General features: G+C 66.2%; 16 protein-coding genes. 3 read left to right on the plus strand and 13 right to left on the minus strand.

Annotated elements, in window-relative coordinates; all coding sequences use genetic code 11:
• Positions 1-1,299, minus strand: a 1,299-nt coding sequence (locus M529_RS37240) for a protein-disulfide reductase DsbD domain-containing protein (protein WP_021318364.1), incomplete at its 3' end; no start/stop codon positions are given.
• Between the two features lie 76 nt (positions 1,300-1,375).
• Between M529_RS37240 and M529_RS37245 the strand changes: the two genes are divergently transcribed.
• Positions 1,376-3,040: an alkaline phosphatase family protein gene (locus tag M529_RS37245; protein ID WP_021318365.1), complete on the plus strand. Its 1,665-nt coding sequence runs from the start codon at positions 1,376-1,378 to the stop codon at positions 3,038-3,040.
• Positions 3,041-3,053: 13 nt separating this feature from the next.
• On the opposite strand, the gene epsC is transcribed toward M529_RS37245, so the two are convergent.
• The 9 genes from epsC to M529_RS37290 form a co-directional block, all read right to left on the minus strand.
• A complete protein-coding gene (epsC, locus tag M529_RS37250) occupies positions 3,054-4,061 on the minus strand; it encodes a serine O-acetyltransferase EpsC (protein WP_021318366.1) in 1,008 nt (335 codons plus the stop codon).
• Between the two features lie 130 nt (positions 4,062-4,191).
• Entirely contained in the window at positions 4,192-5,505 is a 1,314-nt protein-coding gene (locus tag M529_RS37255) for an ATP-binding protein (protein ID WP_040600833.1), read from the minus strand.
• On the minus strand, positions 5,502-6,212 hold the full coding sequence (locus M529_RS37260) for a response regulator (RefSeq protein ID WP_021318368.1): 711 nt from the start codon (positions 6,210-6,212) through the stop codon (positions 5,502-5,504). The genes M529_RS37255 and M529_RS37260 overlap by 4 nt, the downstream gene beginning before the upstream one ends.
• A 191-nt stretch (positions 6,213-6,403) precedes the next feature.
• Entirely contained in the window at positions 6,404-7,249 is an 846-nt protein-coding gene (locus tag M529_RS37265; RefSeq protein ID WP_021318369.1) for a TorF family putative porin, read from the minus strand.
• 290 nt (positions 7,250-7,539) lie between these two features.
• On the minus strand, positions 7,540-9,036 hold the full coding sequence (locus tag M529_RS37270; protein ID WP_021318370.1) for a SulP family inorganic anion transporter: 1,497 nt from the start codon (positions 9,034-9,036) through the stop codon (positions 7,540-7,542).
• Positions 9,037-9,039: 3 nt separating this feature from the next.
• Positions 9,040-9,738, minus strand: coding sequence for a carbonic anhydrase (locus M529_RS37275; RefSeq protein WP_021318371.1), 699 nt, complete (start codon positions 9,736-9,738; stop codon positions 9,040-9,042).
• Positions 9,739-9,861: 123 nt separating this feature from the next.
• A complete protein-coding gene (locus M529_RS37280) occupies positions 9,862-10,572 on the minus strand; it encodes a response regulator transcription factor (protein ID WP_021318372.1) in 711 nt (236 codons plus the stop codon).
• On the minus strand, positions 10,569-11,003 hold the full coding sequence (locus M529_RS37285; RefSeq protein WP_021318373.1) for a hypothetical protein: 435 nt from the start codon (positions 11,001-11,003) through the stop codon (positions 10,569-10,571). The genes M529_RS37280 and M529_RS37285 overlap by 4 nt, the downstream gene beginning before the upstream one ends.
• Positions 11,004-11,093: 90 nt before the next feature.
• Complete coding sequence (locus M529_RS37290) at positions 11,094-11,654, minus strand: 3'-5' exonuclease family protein (protein WP_021318374.1); 561 nt, start codon at positions 11,652-11,654, stop codon at positions 11,094-11,096.
• Between the two features lie 259 nt (positions 11,655-11,913).
• Between M529_RS37290 and M529_RS37295 the strand changes: the two genes are divergently transcribed.
• Together M529_RS37295 and M529_RS37300 are read left to right on the plus strand one after the other, a co-directional pair.
• A complete protein-coding gene (locus M529_RS37295; RefSeq protein ID WP_021318376.1) occupies positions 11,914-13,005 on the plus strand; it encodes a glycosyltransferase family 4 protein in 1,092 nt (363 codons plus the stop codon).
• Positions 13,006-13,018: 13 nt separating this feature from the next.
• Positions 13,019-15,238, plus strand: coding sequence for an amylo-alpha-1,6-glucosidase (locus M529_RS37300; RefSeq protein WP_021318377.1), 2,220 nt, complete (start codon positions 13,019-13,021; stop codon positions 15,236-15,238).
• Between the two features lie 83 nt (positions 15,239-15,321).
• On the opposite strand, the gene M529_RS37305 is transcribed toward M529_RS37300, so the two are convergent.
• The 3 genes from M529_RS37305 to M529_RS37315 form a co-directional block, all read right to left on the minus strand.
• Entirely contained in the window at positions 15,322-16,728 is a 1,407-nt protein-coding gene (locus M529_RS37305) for an efflux transporter outer membrane subunit (RefSeq protein ID WP_021318378.1), read from the minus strand.
• A gap of 11 nt (positions 16,729-16,739) precedes the next feature.
• Entirely contained in the window at positions 16,740-19,925 is a 3,186-nt protein-coding gene (locus tag M529_RS37310) for an efflux RND transporter permease subunit (RefSeq protein ID WP_021318379.1), read from the minus strand.
• Positions 19,926-19,948: 23 nt separating this feature from the next.
• Positions 19,949-20,692: efflux RND transporter periplasmic adaptor subunit (locus M529_RS37315; RefSeq protein WP_021318380.1), on the minus strand; the 744-nt coding region annotated here is incomplete at its 5' end.

Genomic DNA, 20,692 nt, shown 5'->3' on the forward strand with positions numbered 1-20,692 from the left:
CCCCATCGCCGCGCCCATGAACGGGCCGGTGCAGGGGGTCGCGACGAAGGCGACGAGCGCGCCGGTCCAGAAGGCGCCGGCCTTGCCGCCCTTCCCCGCCAGCCTGCCGCCCGCGTCGACCGCCGACAACTCAAACAGCCCGGCAAGATTGAAGGCGATTGCCGTGACCAGCAACAGCAGCAGCAGGATGATGCGTGGATCCTGCAGCTGAAAGGCCCAGCCCACGGCCGCGCCCGCGGCCCGCAGCGCGAGCAGCAGGCCACCGAGCGCCAGGCAGGTGGCGACCAGCCCAGCGGCATAGGCCCAGGCCTCCTGCCGCACCGCGCGCTCGTCGCCGCCGGCGCGGGCCAGGCTGAGCGCCTTCAGGCCGAGGATCGGGAAGACGCAGGGCATGACGTTGAGCAGAAGCCCGCCCAGGATCGCGCCCCCCAGCGCCAGCAGAGCCGCCGTCGCCCAGTTGGCGCCTCCTGTGGGGACATCGCCCGGCCGCGCCGTCAGCAGGAAGCCGACCTGGTCGCCGGTCCGCAGCACGGCCTGCGCCGTCCCGCTCTTGAAGTCCTGCGCCGCCTCGGTCTCGATCAGCAGCCGGTCGCCGCTGCGCACCAGCGTCTGCGGGGCAGCGTAGCGCGCAAGGCCCTCGGCCAGCGGAAAGAGGTGGACATCCTTCTCGTCGATTGCGGCATCGGCGGGGAACGGCACGGACAGGCGCAGCTTTCCGTCCTTCACCGCATAGGTCGCCTCCGTGCCCAGCGGCCGCGGCAGGTGCATCCGCCAGCCGTCGAAGCGGGTACGGTCGGCAGGCGCCAGCCGACCGTCGCCCGCCACCAGGTCGAGCGACAGGTCAGCGCCCTCGGGCACGCACACCTTGTCGGTGCAGGCCAACCAGTCGGCGCGGACGCGGATCGGCAGCGGCGTTCCCGGCTTCACGTCCTTCGCCACCGTGAGGGTCGCGAGCACGCCATAGGGGCCTTCATACACATGGTTCATCAGGCCCGCGATCATCAGCGTCCGCGGCACGGGATAGCGCAGCGGCCCGATCGTAATGCCCTTGGGGAGCGTCCACCTGACCGTCATGCCGAGGCCGGCATCGCCCGGATTTTCCCAATAGCCGTGCCAGCCGGCCGCCGGCTTCATGTCGAAAGCGATGGCGGTCGTGTGGCCCGGAGCCGGCGCCGCGCCCTCCGCGACAAGGCGCGCGGCGATGTGCGACGGCCCGCCCTGAACGAAAGCGCCCTGCGCATGGGCGGCCGGCGCCAGGAAAAGCGCGAGCGTCATCAGAAGGACATGAAAAATCCGCATCGGGCCTCTGGTCGGTGGGGTGCAAGGGGGCTAGGTCGCTCTCCATCCGCCGTCAAGGTCGAGAAGGTCATCCCGCATGTTCAGAAAAGTCGCCGCCGCCCTGCTCCTTGCCTCCTGCGCGCTGCCCGCCGTGGCGCAGCCCCCGGCCGCTGCCCCGCAGGCCGCCCCGGCGACCCCGCCCCATCTGATCGTCGCCATTTCCGTCGACCAGTTTTCCGCGGACCTGTTCAGCGAATATCGCCAATATTATACCGGCGGCCTCAAGCGCCTGACGGAGGAAGGGGCAGTCTTCCCCCGCGGTTATCAGAGCCACGCCGCGACCGAGACCTGCCCCGGCCACAGCACCATCCTGACCGGCAGCCATCCTTCGCGCACGGGCATCATCGCCAACACCTGGTTCGACCTGAAGACGGGCCGCACCGACAAGGCCGTCTACTGCGCCGAGGACGAGACCCAGCCCGGCACCGACAGCGGCAATTACGTCGCCTCCCCCGTGCACCTGAAGGTGCCGACGCTGGGCGGGCGGATGAAGGCCGCCAATCCGGCGACCCGGGTGGTGTCCGTGGCGGGCAAGGACCGCGCGGCCATCATGATGGGCGGACCGACCGCCGACCAGGTCTGGTGGTTGAACGGGCCGGAGGGCTATGTGAGCTACCGGGGCATCGCTGTCCCGCCGCTGGTGGCAAAGGTGAACCAGGCCGTCGTGGCGCGCCTGGCCCAGCCCAATCCGGGCTTCGAGCTGCCGCCGCAATGCGCGGCCAAGGATTTCGCCGTGTCAATCGGCGCCGGCAAGACCGTCGGCACCGGCCGCTTCGCGCGGGCGGCGGGCGACTTCAAGGCGTTCCGCGCCTCGCCCGAGCAGGATGCGATGACCCTGGTGCTGGCAGCCGGTGCGATCGACAGCATGCAGCTGGGTCGGCAGGCACAGACCGACATCATCTCGATTGGCCTGTCGGCGACCGACTATATCGGCCACACCTATGGGACGGAGGGGACGGAGAGCTGCATCCAGGTCGACCGGCTGGACCGCGAGCTCGGCGCCTTTTTCGACAAGCTCGACCGCGACGGGATCGACTATGAGGTGGTGCTGACCGCCGACCATGGCGGCCACGACCTGCCCGAGCGGCACCGCGAGAACGCCATGCCGATGGATCAGCGCGTCGACGAGGCGCTGACCCCCAAGGCGCTGACGGAAGCGGTCGGCGCAAAGACGGGGCTGGCGGGGCGCAAGCTGATCTGGGGTGACGGACCGGCGGGCGACCTCTATTTCGATGTGACGCTGAACGCGAAGCAGCGCGCCGCCGTGGAGGCCGAGACGCTGAAGATCCTGCGTGCGCATCCGCAGGTGCAGGCCGCCTTCACCAAGGCGGAGATCGCGGCCGCGCCCTCCCCCTCCGGTCCGCCGGAGAGCTGGAGCCTGCTGCAGGAAGCGCGCGCCAGCTTCGATCCGCAGCGGTCGGGCGATGTGCTGCTGCTGCTGAAACCGCGCATCACGCCGATCGTCGATCCGACCAAGGGCTATGTCGCGACCCATGGCAGCCCCTGGGACTATGACCGGCGTGTGCCGATCCTGTTCTGGCGGAAGGGGATGCGGCATTTCGAACAGCCGCTGGGCGTAGAGACCGTGGACATCCTCCCGACGCTGGCCGCACAGATCGGCCTCTCGGTGCCGGCCGGCGAGATCGACGGGCGCTGCCTGGACCTGACCGCCGGGGACGGGGATAGCTGCGCGGGAAAGTAAACAGCACAGGCCTTCAAATATTGTCGGCGAACCCCTGCCCGTCCGCTTCGGTCAAGGCGTGGACGCGGTGGGGCGCCGACACCTCCACGCGGCTGGTGATCTCATATTGGGCACGCGCCTGGCGGACATGGCTGTCTGCCGGCACGCTGTCGATGAGCCAGACATTGCCGCCGATGACGGAGCGGCTGCCGACGATAATTCGGCCCAGGATTGTCGCACCGGCATAGATCACCACGTCATCCTCCACGATGGGATGGCGCGGCAGCGCCTTTTCCAGCGCTCCTTTCTCGTCGGCCGGGAAGCTGCGCGCGCCGAGCGTGACACCCTGGTAGAGTCGCACCCGGTCACCGACGATGGCGGTTTCGCCGATAACGACGCCGGTGCCATGATCGACGAAGAAGCTGCGGCCGATCTTCGCGCCGGGGTGGATATCGATGCCGGTCTTGGAATGAGCGATTTCCGAGACGATCCGCGCGACCAGCGGCGCGCCCAGGTCATGGAGCCGATGCGCCAAACGATGATGGATGATCGCCAGCATCGAAGGATAGCAGATCAGCACCTCGTCGACGCTGCGCGCGGCGGGATCGCCCAGGAACGCAGCCTCCACGTCGCTGTCGAGCAGTTCGCGCAGGCCGGGAAGGCTTTGGGCGAAGCCGCCGATGATACGCGCGGCCTGCGCGTCGATCGCCTCGGCGGACGCGTCCTTCATTGCATAGATCAGTTCCAATCGGATCTGGCCGTAAAGGCGGCTAAGCACGGTCTGGAGCGTTTCGGCGACGAAGGCATCCTCATTGTGAAGACGTACGAAGCTGGGACCGAGCCGCAGTGGGAACAGCGCCCCGCACAGTGAAAGCATGATCTTCGCGATGTTGGCGCGGGACGGAAAGCCTTCGGCGCCATATTCGGCGTGATGCCGCTGCGCCGCGCGCCAGCGGCTACGCACCGCACCCAATTCCGCCACCAGCCGGTCGATGTCCCAATAGCCTTCGACCCGCGCTTCTTCCTCGCCGCCTGCCGTCATACCGTGCCTCGCAATCGTCATTGCCCATGCATAACGCTGCATCGGGAGCGGGGATAAACGAGTTTTGCTTTTTGCCCGGCAGTTTCTGATTGCCCGCAACAGTTCTCCTCTCTGCAAGCAGGAAAGAATTTCAGGCCGTCGGCAACCGGATTTCCGCACGCAAACCGCCTTCGGGACGGTTGATGAGCGAGAGCGTCCCCTCTTCCCTGCGCACCGCCTTGTCGACGATGGCGAGGCCCAGACCCAGGCCCCTGGTGTTCCGCTGGCGCGACTCGTCCAGGCGAGCGAAAGGCCGCAACACCTCCTCCAGCCGGTCGGCCGGAATGCCGGGCCCGTCGTCGTCGATGCGGATCAGGACGGCATCGGAGCAGCGCCCCAGGCTTACCCGGGCACGATGCCCATAATGGAGCGCATTTTCGATCAGGTTCACGATCGCACGGCGAAGCGAAAGCGGTCGCGCCTGCATTTCCAGATGATCGGGGCCGCTATAGGTGACGTCCTTGTTCTGATCCTGGAAGGCGTCCACCACCGTCGCCACGGACACTGCGAGGTCTGTCCGCACCGCCGGTTCCGGGTCCTTCTCTCCCCCGAGGAAGGCGAGGAGCGAGTCGATCATCTCGTCCATTTCCGCAACGTCGCCCGCCATCGCCTCGCGCGCCTCGTCATCCCGCAAATTGTCGAGGCGCAGCTGCAAGCGTGACAGGGGCGTGCGCAGGTCGTGGCCCACCGCCGCCAGAGTTTCGGTGCGTTCGTTGATGAGCCGGTGGAGGCGCTTCTGCATTGCGTTGAAGGCGCGGATCAGGTTGCGGACATCGTTGCTGCCCGCCTCGTCCACCTCGACCTCGGCACCAAGGCCGATCTGTTCGGTGGCGCGGGTCAGATCGCGCAGCGGTCCCAGCGTCCGGCGGATGAGGATGCCGCCCGCCAGCGCCAGCGCGACGGCGGGAATCAGCGCAAGGCCCACTCGTCCGAGCGCGAAGGTCCATTTTCCGCCGCCATGGTGCATGCCGAAATAGAGCCAGCTGCCGTCTGGCAGGATCAGACCGCCATTGATCTCCGCAACGCGAGCCGGCGACGTCAGCCGCAGCCAGAGACGCGATCTCTCAAGGCTGGGCTCCCAGGTGAGGATCTGGCGGCGCATCCGCTCCAGCTCGGGCGCCAGCGGCGGAGGCGGCGGGGACACCGGCGTCCAATGGACATCGTAACGGTCAGTGGTGAGTTGAACCGACAGGGCGCGCCGCTCCTCGGGCGGCTGCTCCGACAGCAATTTGCGCGCGATCACGAGATGCTCGGCCAGGCGCCTTGCCTCGTCATCCTGGAGAGAGAAATGGCTGGCCCGCTCATAAACGAGCGTTCCGACTGCGAATTCCAGCGTGACCGTGAGCAGCAGAATCACGAAGAGCCGGCCGACCAGGCCCAACGACCGGCTCAGATGCGGTCTCAAGCCCGGCTCACCTCGGCATTGAACATATAGCCGACGCCGCGGACGGTGGTGATCGGCGCTGGTCTGTCGTCGGTGGAAAGCTTGCGGCGCAGGCGGCTGACCAGCACGTCGATGCTACGGTCGGAACTATCGCCCATACGGGTGCGCGAAAGTTCGATGAGCCGCTCACGGGCAATGACGCGCTGGGGATGGCTGAGGAAGCTGCCTAGCAAGTCGAATTCGGCACCGGTCAGGTCGACGATCGCGCCGGTGGGTGACCGCAGCTCACGACGCGGAAAGTTGACGATCCAGCCATCGAAGCGCGCTTCGTTCTCCCGATGCTCGTCCGGGCCGCGTTCCACGCCGACACGGCGCAGGATGGCGCGGATGCGGGCGATCAGTTCGCGTGTCCCGAACGGCTTGGGAAGATAGTCGTCCGCGCCAAGCTCCAGCCCGACGATCCGGTCGGTCTCGCCGCCCTTGGCGCTGATGAAGATGATCGGCACGTCGCTCTTGCGACGGATCTGGCGGCAGAGATCGATACCATTGGTGCCGGGCAGCATCACGTCCAGCACCACCAAGTCGACTGGCCCCGCATCGAAGGCCACCCACATTTCCGGACCGGACGAAGCCGGACGGACCTTATAGCCATGCTCTTGGAGAGCGCGGGCAGTAAGCGTCCGCAGCGGCGGATCGTCCTCTACCAGGATGATCGACGGCGCGGTCATCGAGAAAGCGCGCTGAAAGAAAAGCTCATGTCAGGGAAATAGGAGGACAGACCGTAACGGTCAACCAAAGCGAAGAGGTGGCGTGCTTGCTATCATCATCAGCAACATTTTGTCATCATTGAGAAGATAGCTGGCTGGCTATCAGCAAGGCAGGCCTGTGCCGGGCCTCTTGCGAGGCCCGGCAACCGGGATCAGAACGCCGCCGTGATCGAGAAGACGACCGTGCTGCGCGCGATCGACTTGCCGAAGTCCTTGCTGTCGTTAACCATGAAGTTGGGACGAAGATACTCTTCCTCGACCCGGGCAATGTCGGTGTCGACATAAGCAATGCTCGCGGTCAGCGGCGTGCCCGGGATGGCGAGGTCGGCGCCCACCAGCCAGTCAAAATACTTGCCGGTCGGCGCGATCGAGGTGCCGTTCGGGCCCAGGCCGCTATTGCCATTCGACCAGCCCAGATGCGCCTTCAGTGAAACCGGGGTGTTCGGAATGGCTCCGCTGATGTCGCCCCAGAGGTAGAGATTGTCTTCCTTGTCACCCGGATCGTACACGGTGCAGGCCGCGTCGCTGCACCACTTGCCCAACGCTTCCTGCTTCGGCGCATAGGCGACGCCGACCAGACCCTTCACCGGGCCGAACTGGTGCGAAAGCTTGACATAGGGTTCGGCGAAATCGGTTTCGTCGGCACCCGAAGGGTACATATACCAGGTGAGGCCGACATCGACGGTGGTGCCTTCGCCGAGCGAGGCGGAATAGCCGGCGATCAGGTCGAGTTCCATGTTGGCGCCGCCGAAACGACCCCAGCCGCCCAGGTTCGAACCCCAGGTGCCGACATAGAAGCCGCTCTCATGCGTAGCGGTGATGCCGCCCTGAACCGCCATGCCGCGGTCGCTCTGCGACACGCCGCGGAAGCGGTAATCGGAAACCAGGCCAACGCTGCCGGAAACGGTGATCGGGCTTGCGGGCTCTTCCTGGGCGAAGGCCGGAGCGCTGGACATCAGCGCGAGAGCGGCACAGGCGATCTGATACTTCATGAACATTCCCCTTTTAAAGAAAGAATGTTCCGTCCTGCATCCGCTCATCCCGGAAAATCTCTTGGATGGTCTTCCGTAGCGGCGGATAGCTGTTCCCTATTCTTTGCCGCCGGACGGGGAAACAGGATTTATTGCATCTGCGAAGGGCGGGGACCGGCTGTGATATGGACAGCACGGTTATTTTCTTAACTACAAACAGATTGTTTCTGTTTCGTTTCTATAATTGTCCGAATAGCAAGAGCCGCCGCGCCGGTTAGGGCACGGCGGCTCCCTTGTCGCCGATACGGTTGGACGGGTCAGGCGACGAGTTGGCGTAGCCTTCCGTCGGCGCCCGACAGCTGGACCGGCCCGCCCGCGCCGCGGCGACGATCGACCCATTCCCGCAGCATCTCCGCGCTGGTGTGGTCGATGTGGCGGAGCCGTTCGAGGTTGAGGATAACCAGACGGCCGGCCGGCAGCGATTCCAGCTTCGCCGACAGCTTGGGCAGGGTGAGGAACGTCGCGGTACCGTTCAACGCCACCTCATGCGCATCATCCCGGCTTTCCTCGTCCAGCTTGAGTCGCAGGCGCGTGGCATGCGGGAGCAGTTCGATCAGCGAAAGGCCGATGCCCACCAGCACGCCGGTCAGCAGGTCGGTCGTCACGACCATGACCAGCGTCGCGGCCCATACGACGGCCGGCAGCGGGCCATAGCGATGGAAGAGGTGCTTGACATGATCCACGCTGACCAGGCGCACGCCCGTCACGACCAGGATGCCGGCCAGAGCCGCCATCGGAATCTCCCGCAGCAGCCACGGAAGCAGCGCAACGAAGCCCAGGATCCAGATGCCGTGCAGGATCGCGGACAGCCGGGTCTTGGCGCCAGCCTGAACGTTGGCCGAACTGCGGACGATGACGCCGGTCATCGGCAGCGCACCCGCAAAGCCGCACAGCAGGTTGCCGACGCCCTGCGCGCTCAGTTCCCGGTTATAGTTGGTCCGAACGCCGTCATGCATGCGATCAACAGCCGCCGCCGACAGCAGCGTTTCTGCGCTGGCGATGAAGGCGATCGCGATCGCGGTGGTGATGACCGTCGGGTTAAGCAGTTGCGCGATCAGACCCTCGCTGGGCAGGTCGACGGCCGACAAGATCGACTCCGGCACGGCGACGCGAGCCACTGGAAGGCCGAGGAAGAAGGCCACCAGCGTCGCTGCCACCACGCCGACCAGCGCGCCCGGCAACAGCTTCAAGGAGGCCGGGCGGAACTTCTCCCACCCCAGCATGCTGCCGATGGTGACGAGGCCTACCGCAAATGCGGTTGCCGCGTCCTGGTTGGTCAGGCCGAAAATCTGGCCCGGCATCGCCACCAGGTTGGCGAGGCCGCTCGACAGCGGCTTGTCGTCAAACAGGACGTGGAACTGACCCACAACGATCAGCACACCGATGCCGGCGAGCATGCCATGCACCACAGCGGGCGATATCGCGCGGAACCAGCCGCCAACACGCAACAGGCCCGCAATGACCTGGATGATCCCCGCGAGAATCAGAATGGGGCCCAGCGCGGACAGGCCCTGTTCCCGCACGATTTCGAAGACGATGACGGCCAAGCCCGCCGCGGGGCCGCTGACCTGCAGGGGCGATCCCGCCAGCACGCCGACAACGATGCCGCCGATGATGCCTGTGACGAGTCCCTTTTCCGGCGGCACGCCGGACGCGACGGCGATGCCCATGCAGAGCGGCATCGCCACCAGGAACACGACGATAGAGGCGGTTAAATCGCGGCTGAATGTGCCGCCGGAAAGGGCTTTCAACATGGCTTACTCCGCGGCCTGGGCGTAGGCCACATCGGCCGCAAGGCGGCGGACATGGGGCTGCGCGACGGGGAGCGGCTGGCCTTCGCGCAGCGGCACGAAGTGGCCAGTGTCGCCGTCAAGGCCCAGCACCTGCCCAGCATGAATGTCGACATACCAGCCATGCAGCGCGATCTCGCCACGGGCGATGCCCGACGCAACCGACGGATGGGTGCGCAAGTGCGTAAGCTGCACCACGACATTTTCCAGCGCCATGTTGCGAAGCTTTTCCATGTCCGAAAGATCGGCGGGGTAGCTTTCGCGGCAGACCTTCTGCGCGGCATGGCTGTGGCGCAGCCAAGCGGCGACATTGGGCATGGCGGTCAAGTCGGCGTCGGTCGCGAGGGCCTTCATCGCGCCGCAGTCGCTATGGCCGCACACGATGATATCGCGCACGCCCAACACCATGACTGCATATTCGACCGTTGCGGTCACGCCACCCAACTGGCTGGCGTGCGGGGGTACGATGTTGCCGGCGTTGCGACACACGAACAGGTCGCCGGGCTGCGCCTGCATGATGTGTTCGGGTACGATACGCGAGTCGGCGCAGGAGATCATCAGCGCCTTGGGGCTTTGGCCTTGGCTGGCCAGCTGATTGTAAAGCGCGCTTTCGTTCGGAAAAACCTTGGTTTCGAAGCTGAAGACGCGACCGATAAGCTCGTTCATGTCCGTTATCCTTCTTTTCTCATGCCGGCCAGGGGGCAGACCGGGTTAGCTTGAAGGATAGAGACACGGTTTTGCTGCGTCGCAGCGGCTTTGTTAAATACTATGTCTGCGTACTTTTCTCGTTCAGCGGCGATCCACCAAAGCGCTGAGCATGTATCCCGCGCCGCGGACGGTGACGATCGGAGCAGGTCGGCCGCCATGATCAAGCTTGCGCCGCAGCCGGCTGATGAGGACATCAACGCTGCGATCGGAAGATGGTGTTTCGCGCACACCCGCCAGTTCCATCAGGCGCGCACGGCTGATGACCGTCTGGGGATTTTCGACCAGCACGCCCAGCAGGGCGAATTCCGCCGCGGTCAGTTCGATCTGGCGATTGTCGGGATCAAACAGTTCCCGCCGCGCGAAATCGACTGTCCACCCGTCGAAACGCGCCTCGGTCTGACGGCGCAAGCCCAGTACACGCTCATTCCTGCCGCGACGCAGCACCGCCCGCAACCGGGCCGCCAGCTCGCGCGGGGAATAGGGCTTGGTCATATAATCGTCGGCGCCCAGTTCCAGTCCGACCACCCGGTCGACTTCCGTGCTCTGGGCTCCGACCAGGATGATGGGCACATCACTGCGCTCACGGACGTCGCGGCACAGGTCCATGCCGTCCGGCCCGCGCAACGCGGCATCGAGCACCACCGCGCCAATGGGCATGGCGTCGATGGCGCTCCAAATGTCGTTCGCCGAGGCGGCGGGGAGCGCGCGGAAGCCGCTCTGCTCCAGATATTCGCGGACTTTCTGCCGCAGATCCGCCTGCCCCTCGGCGATCAGGATCAGCGGTGGGGTCATCCGCCCTTCACGGACAGCGCCTGAAGACTGTCGAGTTCGTTGACGAGGACCGCACGGTCCTGCTGTGCAACGGCAAGCGCCTCACCGGCGCGGGCGCGGCTGTAGCGGGCGACTTCCGCGTCAATATGGTGGCGGGCCGCCTCGCAGCTGCCGGCGTAGCTACCGCTCAACGGCTCGAAGCGGTGGATCGACTTGCCGATAGCGGCGACCGGACGGCCCTGCGCGGCAACGGCACGGTTGACCACCAGATCGGCCTGCCAACGGCAGATTTGGGTCGAAGGCCGGTTGACGAAGCGTGTTTCCACCTGCCGCGTGCGCACCGTGGACTGCGCGTGATAGCTGGCCGTATAGGCATTGGCTGCATGCGCGATTTCCGTGCTGTGCACTGGAGTCGAAAGCGCTGAAAGCGCGGCGGCGACGGTCAGGATCATGGGACACTCCTTCACGAGTCATCCGGCGGACCGGTATCATATCGGGTGTAGAATCGCAGAATGTCTCCGAAATTTGCCGAGCGTAACAAATTATTGCTGAGTCATATTCGACTCAGCGGGCGACCTGAAGCACAGTGCGCCAAAGGGGAATGCCGGACGCGCGACGGCGTCGATGTTATGGATCAACGCAGCTAGCCACAGGGCGTCGCTCGCGGCGCGATGACGCTCGGGATGGGCAGCGTCGGCAAAAGCGACGGCGGCCGCGATCCGATCCTCGTCCGCGCCTCGTTCGTCCAGCACAACCGAGACATGATCGATCGAGAACGGCGCCACCACCCCTGCTGCGGCGGCGAGCGTGTCGAGCCAATATTGGTCGATGGAGCTATCTGCCACGACGCGATAGCCGGCGACCGCTGACGCCAGTTCCGCCATAACGAAGGAAGCCGGTTGACCAAGCGCCTCCACCTGGGCGCGGTTGAGGCCATGCAGCGCTTCCGCTTCCGACGTCCAGTCCCAGCCCGCCCAGTCTTCATGCGGGCGGATCAGCCAGCTACGCGCCATGCCGCCTGCTGCAATGCCTACCTCGATCGGAAAGGAACGACCGTGCTTCGGCAGGCACGAAGCCTCGAAATCGATTGTCAGGATGGTCAAGGCACTCTCCAATCTGATTGCCACCGGTCCTTCCCGAACACGGCTGGCCACCCCCGAAGCGTCCCTTGGGCCCGAACTATGTCAGATCGAAGTCATCCGGCAAGCCCCTTTCCGAAAAATCCGGCCGGTCGCGATCGGCGATCGCTCGGAAAAGATCGCTCGATGGCATGCAACCGGCAGGCTGCTCATGCTTTTAAGGGGGGCCGCATGCCGGTGTCGGGGCCGGCGACGGCGCCACTTTCAAAGAGGACCACATAGGATGAAGATCGCGCAGATCGCCCCACTGGCCGAAAGCGTGCCCCCCAAGCTCTATGGCGGCACGGAACGCATCGTATCCTACCTCACCGAAGAACTCGTCGCGCAGGGCCATGACGTGACCCTGTTCGCCAGCGGCGATTCGGTGACGAGCGCAAAGCTGGTTCCGGTCACATCCATGGCGCTACGCCTTAACCCCCATGTAAAGGATCCGATCCCCCATCATGTGATCCTCTTGGAAGAGGTACGGCGCCGGGCCGACGAGTTCGACGCGCTCCACTTTCACATCGACCTCATTCACATGCCGCTGGTGCAGGACTTCATCGATCGCACAGTGACGACCTTGCATGGGCGACTGGACCTTCCCGACCTTGTCCCCTTCTACCGCGCCTTTCCGCACCATCCGCTGGTGTCGATTTCCGACCATCAGCGACTGCCCATGCCGCCGGTCAACTGGGCCGCGACCATCTATCACGGGCTGCCCACCGACCTGCTGAGACCACGTCTCGGAGCGACGGAGGGCTATCTCGCCTTCCTCGGCCGCATCTCTCCGGAAAAGCGCCCCGATCGCGCCATCCGCATCGCTGCACGGAGCGGACGAAAACTGCGCATTGCCGCCAAGATCGACGCCGTCGATCGCCTCTATTGGGAGAGCGAGATCGCGCCGCTGGTCGAGCAATATCCCCATGTCGAATTCATCGGCGAGATCAACGAGACACAGAAAGCGGAATTCCTGGGCAAGGCGGACGCCTTGCTCTTCCCTATCGACTGGCCCGAACCCTTTGGCCTCGTGATGATCGAGGCCATGGCCTGCGCGACACCGGTGATTGCCTTCCGTTGCGGATCGGTGCCCGAAATTATCCAGCATGGGGTCTCGGGGTTCATCGTCGACAGCGAGGACGAGGCCGTGGAGGCGCTCCGTCATCTGGATGATGTGAATCGAGCAGGCGTACGCGCCGCGTTCGACGCACGCTTCACAGCGCAACGGATGGCGGCGGACTATGTGGCGCTCTATCAGGATCTGCGCGATGCACGGACGGCGTCCACGCAGATGCGCGCCCTGCGCAAGGAGGGCGCCGAACTTCAGATCGTCTGACAGGAGAGCATCCATGTCGTTGAGCCAGCCGCTGCCCGAAATCCCGGGCGGCAACGCGCCGGGGCAGAGCTTTTCACAGGCACAGACCCAATTCTTCATTCCCGCGACCGCCTCGCTGCACGAGCGGCGGCCGCGTACACTGAAGCATGGCGACAGCTTCGCCGTTTTCGATCACAGCGGCGACGCGATTGCGGGACCGGGCAGTCCGGAGGGGCTCTATCACCGCGACACGCGGCACCTTTCCCATCTCTATCTGACCGTGAACGGTCTACGTCCGATCCTTCTCAGTTCGGGGCTGCGTGACGACAACAGCATGCTGACCTGCGACCTCGCCAATCCGGATTTTCCGGATGACGAGGGCAGGGTCGCCGTCGAGCACGACCTGATCCACCTGCGCCGCACCCGTTTCCTGTGGAACGGCGCGATCCACGAACGAGTGACGATCCGCAATTTCGATACGGAGGCGCGGCAGGTGACGGTGGATATCGGCTTTGCCGCCGATTTCGCCGATCTGTTCGAGATCCGCGGCATGACGCGCCTGCGACGCGGCACGATGCTGAAGCCGGAAGTCGGTACGAGGGAGGTGGTTCTGGGCTATGAGGGGCGCGACGGGCTGACCCGGCAGACCCATCTGCGCTTCGAGCCGGAGCCCCAGCATCTGAGCGAGAGCAGCGCCCGTTTCGAGGTGCGCGTGCCCCCGGGTGAACGCTGCACGCTCTACATGCAGATCTGCTGCGAACGCGGCGCCCCGATCGACTCGCTTTCCAAGCATTTCCTGAAGTCGCTGCGCGATTCCATGCAGACACTGAAGCTGGCGCGGGCGCGGGCGGCCGCCGTCACCTCGTCCAACCAGCTGCTGAACCAAGTCACCCGCCGGTCGATCGCCGACATCGGCATGCTCTCGACCGAAACGGACTATGGCCCCTACCCCTATGCCGGCATCCCCTGGTTCAGCACCGTCTTCGGCCGCGACGCGATCATCACGGCGCTGGAGATGCTGTGGCTCGATCCCGCGCTCAGCCGCGGCGTTCTCGGCTATCTCGCCGCGCACCAGGCGACAAGCTTCGACCCTGCCGCCGACGCCGAACCGGGCAAGATCCTGCACGAAGTGCGCCATGGCGAGATGGCGGAGCTGGGGGAAGTTCCCTTCCGCCACTATTATGGCAGCATCGATTCGACGCCGCTCTTCGTGATGCTGGCCGGCGCCTATCTGGAGCGCACGGCGGACGTCGACTTTCTGCGCGGCATCCTGCCGAACATCGAGGCCGCGCTCGCCTGGGTCGAGGAGCATGGCGACCGCGACGGGGATGGCTTCGTCGAATATGGCCGGCACACCGACCAGGGACTGGTCAACCAAGGCTGGAAGGACAGCCACGATTCGGTCTTCCATGCCGACGGCACCATCGCGCGTGGCCCGATCGCGCTAGCCGAGGTGCAGGCCTATGTTTATGGCGCCTGGACTGCAGCCGACGCGATCTACACTGCCTTGGGCGACAATCGGCGGGCGGCGGGCTACCGCGCCAAGGCCGGGGATCTGCGCGACCGGTTCGACGCTGCCTTTTTCGATGCAGAGCTCGGCACCTATGTGCTGGCGCTGGACGGTGCGAAACAGCCCTGTCGCGTGCGGTCGTCCAATGCGGGCCATGTGCTCTTCACCGGTCTCGCCCGCGAGGAGCGGGCCGAAGCAGTGGTGCGGACCTTGATGGCGCCAGCCTCCTTTTCCGGCTGGGGCGTGCGAACGATCGCTTCGACCGAGGTGCGCTACAATCCGATGAGCTACCATAACGGATCGATCTGGCCGCACGACAATGCCCTCATCGCGGCGGGTTTCTCCCGCTATGGCTACCGTCAAGAGGCGGCACGGATTTTCGAAGGGCTAATCGCCGCTGCCACCTATGTCGACCTGATGCGCCTGCCGGAACTGTTCTGCGGCTTTCCACGGCGCCGCGCGCAGGGCCCAACCTTCTATCCGGTAGCCTGTAGCCCCCAGGCGTGGTCGGCGGCCGCGCCCTTGTCGCTCATCCAGTCGAGCTTGGGGCTGAGCATCGACGTACAAGCGAAGCAGATAGCGCTGCACGAGCCGGAACTGCCGCGTTTCGTTGATGAACTTGCGGTATGGGGACTGACCGTCGGAGACGCCAGCGTGGACATCGCCTTCGACCGGATGGGCGACAAAGTGGTGGTCAAGCCGCTCGGTCGAAGGGGAGATGCACGGATTGTAACGGTCGCTTAATGCCCTCTTCGTTCAAGCGAGGTCGAGATGCCTGTTCGGCGTTGTCTCGACCTCACTCCGAGCGAACGAATATCGGAGGAACTTCAGCTCTGTCCCCAGCCGCCGCCCAGCGCGCGGAAAACGTCCACCTGCGCGAAGGCGGCGGAACGCCGCACGGCGACCAAGTCGGCCTCCGCATCGGCCAGCGTCCGCTGCGCGTCGAGAACGGTCAGAAAATCGATCCGCCCTTCGCGCTGCCTTGCAAGGCTGATCCGCGCGGCGCGGGCCGCGGCGTCGCGCGCCTGCGCCAGGGTCTGCTCCCGCTCCAGCGCATGGCCGTAGGCGGAAAGCGCCCGTTCGGTTTCCTCCAGCGCGTTCAGCACCGTGCCGTCGAATTCGGCGAGCGACGCGGCGCCGTCGGCCTTCGCCCCGGCGATGCGCGACCGGATCGCCTCCTGGTTGGGGAAGGCCCAGCTGATCAGCGGTCCCAGCAGCCAGCGGAAGGGGCCTCCGCCAAACAGGTCGCTGCCGCCCAGCGCCGTCGTGCCGACCGATCCGCCGAGCGAGATGCGGGGATAGAGATCGGCGGTGGCGACGCCGATGCGCGCCGTATTCGCCGCCAGCCGCCGCTCGGCCGCGCGCACGTCGGGCCGCCGGGCCAGCAGCGCCTGCCCGTCGCCGACCGGGATCGGCTGGCCGAGCTGCGGCGTCTTCACGCTGGCGCCGACGTCCGCCGGCAAGTCCTGCGGCGTGCGGCCGGTGAGCGTCGCCAGCCGGAACAGCGCGGCATCGCGGTCGGCCTGCAGCGCCGGGATCGCCGCCGCCTGCTGGTCGCGCAGCGCCGTCACGCGGATGACATCCAGCCGGTCGGACCGGCCGACATCGAAGCGCGCGCTGGTGATCCGGATCGACTGGTCGAGCAGCGACACGGTCTGCTCCGCCACCGCCAGCCGCTCGGCCGTGGTGGTGACGTCCAGATAGGCGCGCACGGTGTCGGCGATCACCGCGACCCGCACGCCATCGGCATCGGCCTGCGCGGCCTGATAGTCGCCGCGCGCCGCTTCGACGCCGCGCTTCACCCGGCCGAACAGGTCGACCTCGTAGGAAACGTCGAGTCCGCCGTCGAGAATCCAGTTTTCCCGGTCCAGCCCCGGCAGCGATCGCACCGCCGCCGTCCGCGTATAGTTGGCCGACGCCCCCAGGTTCGTCTGGGGCAGCCGGTCCGACTTCGCGCCGCGCAGCAGCGAACGCGCCTTTTCGATCCGGGCGACCGCGACGCGGATGTCGGTGTTCGCCGCCAGCGCGTCCTCCACCAGTCGGTCGAGCAGCGGATCGCGGTAGAGCGACCACCAGCGGTCCTGCGCGGCCGCCGTGCTGACGGCGGGCGACGCGCCGCCGATGAAGGGCGCGGCGGCCGAGGCCGCCGTGCTGGGCGGGACATAGTCCGGCCCGGCGGCGCAGGCGCTGAGCGCGCTCGCGCCCAGCATCAGGGGGAGGAGATATTTGTGCATCGTATCTTTCCTCATTCGGCCGGCTGCAGCGCGGGGGCCGTGTCCTCCCGCCGGCGGCGGGGGAAGCGGTTCGCGAGGTTGCGGCAGACCACATAGAAGGTGGGCGTGAACAGCAGGCCGAAGGCGGTGACGCCGGCCATGCCGAAGAAGACCGCCGTGCCCAGCGCCTGCCGAAGCTCGGCACCCGCGCCGGTCGCGATCACCAGCGGCACCGCGCCCAGGATGAACGCGAAGCTGGTCATCAGGATCGGGCGAAGCCGGGTCCGCGCCGCCTGGATCGCGGCCTCGACAGGCGACAGGCCCTGCTCCTCCTCCGCCTGCTTGGCGAACTCGACCACCAGGATCGCATTCTTCGCCGCCAGCGCGATCAGCACCACCAGGCCGATCTGGGTCAGGATGTTGTTGTCCATCCCGCGCAGATTGACGCCCAGCATCGCCGCGAAGAGGCACATCGGCACGATCAGGATGATCGCCAGCGGCAGGGTCAGGCTCTCATATTGCGCCGCCAGCACCAGGAAGACGAAGAACACGGCCATGGCGAAGACGAGGCCCGCGGTGTTGCCGGCGGTCTTCTGCTGATAGGCGATGCCCGTCCACTCCCCGGCATAGCCCGCCGGCAGTGCCTCGGTCATCTTCTCGATGGTCGTCAGCGACTGGCCGGAGGAATAGCCCGGTGCGGTGTCGCCGTCGATTTCGACCGCCGGCATCAGGTTGTAGCGGACCACACGATAGGGACCGGTCTTGTCGCGGAAGGTGGAGACCGAGCCGATCGGCACCATCTCGCCCGAATCCGACCGGGTCTTGAGGTTCGCGATGTCCGCTACCGACCCGCGATGCGCCGCATCGGCCTGCGCCGTCACGCGATAGGTGCGCCCCAGCAGGTTGAAGTCGTTGACGAAGGCGGAGCCGAGATAGACCTGCATCGCTTCGAACACGCGCTCAGGCGGCACGCCCAGCAGGTCGGCCTTGCGCCGGTCGACATCCGCATAGATGCGCGGCGTGCCGACATCGAACAGGGTGTAGACCATGGCGAGGCCGGGGGTCTGGTTCGCCTTGCCGATGAAGTCGTTGGCCAGCCGGTTGAGCTCGTCATATCCACGGTCCTCGCGGTCCTCCAGCATCAGGCGATAGCCGCCCGCCGAACCGATGCCCTGGATGACCGGCGGCGGCACCAGCAGGATGCGCGCCTTGTCATAGCCGGCCATGGCCTTGTTCGCCTGCTCCATGATGCCGGCATAGGTCACGCCTTCCTCCTTGCGCTCGGCAAAGGTCTTGAAGGGGAAGTAGATCGCCGCCGAATTGGGCGCCTGCGTCTGGGATGGGCCGTGGAAGCCGGCGAACATCACCGCGCCGCGCAGGCCCTTGATCGGCAGGATCTTCTCCGCCACCTCGCGCGTCACCTTGTCGGTGCGCTCGAGCGAGGCGCCGGGAGGAAGCTGCACCACGGCGAGGAAGTAGCCCTGGTCCTGCGCCGGGATGAAGCCCGCGGGCGTCACCCAGAACAGGGCGCCGGTCGCGGCGATCAGCCCCGTATAGGTCAGCAGCATCTTCTTGGGCCGGGCTACCAGCCAGCGCGTCAGCCGCGCATAGCCGTCCGCCATCCGGTCGAACCCGGCGTTGAAGCGGTCGCCCGCCCCGGCCAGCAGCCGCTTCCAGCGCGGTGCCGTCGGATCGTCAGCGACCGACCCGTGCTTGGGCTTCAGCAGCAGCGCCGCCGCGGCCGGGGACAGGGTCAGCGAAAGGATCAGCGAGATGATCGTCGCGGTCGAGATCGTCACCGCGAACTGCTGGTAGAAGGCACCCGAAATGCCGGTGATGAACAGCGTCGGCACGAACACCGCGCACAGCACCAGCACGATCGCCACCAGCGCCGTCGCCACCTCGTCCATCGAGGTGCGCGCCGCTTCCAGCGGCGTCATGCCGCGTTCGATGTTGCGTTCGACATTCTCGACCACCACGATCGCGTCGTCGACGACGATGCCGATCGCCAGCACCAGGCCGAAGAGCGACAGGTTGTTGAGCGAATAGCCCACCGCCGCCAGCATCGTCGCCGTGCCGATCAGCGACACCGGAATGGCGATGATCGGGATGATCGCCGCGCGCCAGTTCTGGAGGAAGACCAGGATCACGAGCACGACCAGGATCACCGCCTCGAACAGCGTGTGATAGACCGCGTCGATCGACTGGCTGATGAATTCGGTCGGGTTGTAGATGATGCTGTATTCCAGGCCCTTGGGGAAGCGCTTGGCCAGCACTTCCATTTCGGCCTTCACCTTCTCCGCCGCGTCGAGCGCGTTGGAGCCCGGCCGCTGCATCGTGGCGATGACCACGGTGGGCTTGTTCGACAGATAGGTGTTGGTGCCATAGTCCTGCGCGCCCAGCTCGACGCGCGCGACATCGCGCACGCGGACCTGGTGGCCGTCCGCATCGGTGCGGATGACGATGTCGGAGAATTGCTCCGGCGTGGTCAGGCGGCCCTGCATTTCGACGCCGAGCTGGAAGGCCTCGCCCCGGTCATAGGGCGGCTGGCCGATCGAGCCCGCCGAAACCTGCACGTTCTGCGCGCGCAGGGCGGATACGATCTCGCCCGCCGTCAGGTTCATCTCGGCGGCGCGGCCGGGGTCGATCCAGACGCGCATCGCATAGTCGCGCGAACCGAACAGCTGCACGTCTCCCACGCCGTCGATCCGGGCCAGCCGGTCGCGCACCTGTGTCAGCGCATAGTTGGACAGGTAGTTGCGGTCGAACGTGCCGTCGGGCGACTGCAGGTTGACGACCATCAGGAAGTCCGGCGTGGTCTTGCGGGTGACGACGCCCAGCCGCTGCACCTCTTCCGGCAGGCGGGGCACGGCGACCGCGACGCGGTTCTGCACCAGCACCTGCGCGGCGTCGAGATCGGTGCCGATCTTGAAGGTGACCGTGATCGTCACCTTGCCGTCGCCGGTCGACTGGCTGCTCTGGTAGAGCATATTGTCGACGCCGTTGATTTCCTGCTCGATCGGCGCCGCGACGGTGGAGGCTACCGTCTCGGCCGATGCGCCGGGATATTGGGCCGACACCGTGACCGTGGGCGGCACGATGTCGGGATACTGGCTTACGGGCAGGCCGATGAAGGCCAGCGCGCCGACGACCGAGATGATGACGGCGATCACCGCCGCGAAGATCGGCCGATCGATGAAGAAGCGCGAAAAACGCATCGGCTTTTATCCTTGTAAGAGGCTCAGCGCGCGAAGGTCGCCTGCGCCGCCACGGGTGCGGCTGCGCCGGGGGCCTCGGCCTCCGGGCTTTCGACCGCGGGCTTGATGGCGGCGGGACGGGTCGCGACCTTGGCGCCCGGCATCGCGGCCTGGAGATTGGTGACGATCACGCGGTCGCGGGCGTCGAGCCCGGAACGGATGATCCGCAGTCCGTCGACGACCGGCCCCAGTTCCACGGCCTTGACGGCAACGTTGTCATCCTTGCCGACGACCATCACGGTCTTGCGCGCCTGGTCGGACTGAATCGCCTCGTCGGGCACCAGCAGGGCGTTGACCTTGCCGCCGTTCGAAAGGCGCATGTTACCGAACATGCCGGGGGTCAGGAACAGGTCGGGGTTGGACAGCACGGCGCGGCCGCGGATCGTGCCCGACCGCGGATCGAGCCCGTTGTCGGTGAAGTCCAGCCGGCCCTTCCAGCGATAGTCCGCCTCGTCCTGCAGGCGGATCTCGATCTCGCCGCCCTTGCCGTTCTGCGCACGGTCGCGCTGCGACTTCAGGAACAGCGCCTCGGACGCGTCGAAGCTGAAATAGATCGGGTTCAGCGCGTTGATCGTGGTGAGCAGGCTCGCGCCCGTCCCTTCAGCGCCCGACACCAGGTTGCCGATGTCCACCTTGCGGTCGGACACGCGGCCGGCGATCGGCGCGCGTACCTGCGTGAACTCAACGTCCAGCGCCCGCTGCCGCGCCCGCGCATCGGCGGCGGCCAG

Source organism: Sphingobium ummariense RL-3 (assembly GCF_000447205.1).
Taxonomy (GTDB): domain Bacteria; phylum Pseudomonadota; class Alphaproteobacteria; order Sphingomonadales; family Sphingomonadaceae; genus Sphingobium; species Sphingobium ummariense.

Bases quoted from the DNA above. Each gene is read 5' to 3' on its own strand.
- M529_RS37245 (WP_021318365.1), top strand. From the start codon at position 1,376: ATGTTCAGAAAAGTCGCCGCCGCCCTGCTCCTTGCCTCCTGCGCGCTG.
- epsC (WP_021318366.1), bottom strand. From the start codon at position 4,061: ATGACGGCAGGCGGCGAGGAAGAAGCGCGGGTCGAAGGCTATTGGGAC.
- M529_RS37260 (WP_021318368.1), bottom strand. From the start codon at position 6,212: ATGACCGCGCCGTCGATCATCCTGGTAGAGGACGATCCGCCGCTGCGG.
- M529_RS37265 (WP_021318369.1), bottom strand. From the start codon at position 7,249: ATGTTCATGAAGTATCAGATCGCCTGTGCCGCTCTCGCGCTGATGTCC.
- M529_RS37270 (WP_021318370.1), bottom strand. From the start codon at position 9,036: ATGTTGAAAGCCCTTTCCGGCGGCACATTCAGCCGCGATTTAACCGCC.
- M529_RS37275 (WP_021318371.1), bottom strand. From the start codon at position 9,738: ATGAACGAGCTTATCGGTCGCGTCTTCAGCTTCGAAACCAAGGTTTTT.
- M529_RS37280 (WP_021318372.1), bottom strand. From the start codon at position 10,572: ATGACCCCACCGCTGATCCTGATCGCCGAGGGGCAGGCGGATCTGCGG.
- M529_RS37285 (WP_021318373.1), bottom strand. From the start codon at position 11,003: ATGATCCTGACCGTCGCCGCCGCGCTTTCAGCGCTTTCGACTCCAGTG.
- M529_RS37295 (WP_021318376.1), top strand. From the start codon at position 11,914: ATGAAGATCGCGCAGATCGCCCCACTGGCCGAAAGCGTGCCCCCCAAG.
- M529_RS37300 (WP_021318377.1), top strand. From the start codon at position 13,019: ATGTCGTTGAGCCAGCCGCTGCCCGAAATCCCGGGCGGCAACGCGCCG.
- M529_RS37305 (WP_021318378.1), bottom strand. From the start codon at position 16,728: ATGCACAAATATCTCCTCCCCCTGATGCTGGGCGCGAGCGCGCTCAGC.
- M529_RS37310 (WP_021318379.1), bottom strand. From the start codon at position 19,925: ATGCGTTTTTCGCGCTTCTTCATCGATCGGCCGATCTTCGCGGCGGTG.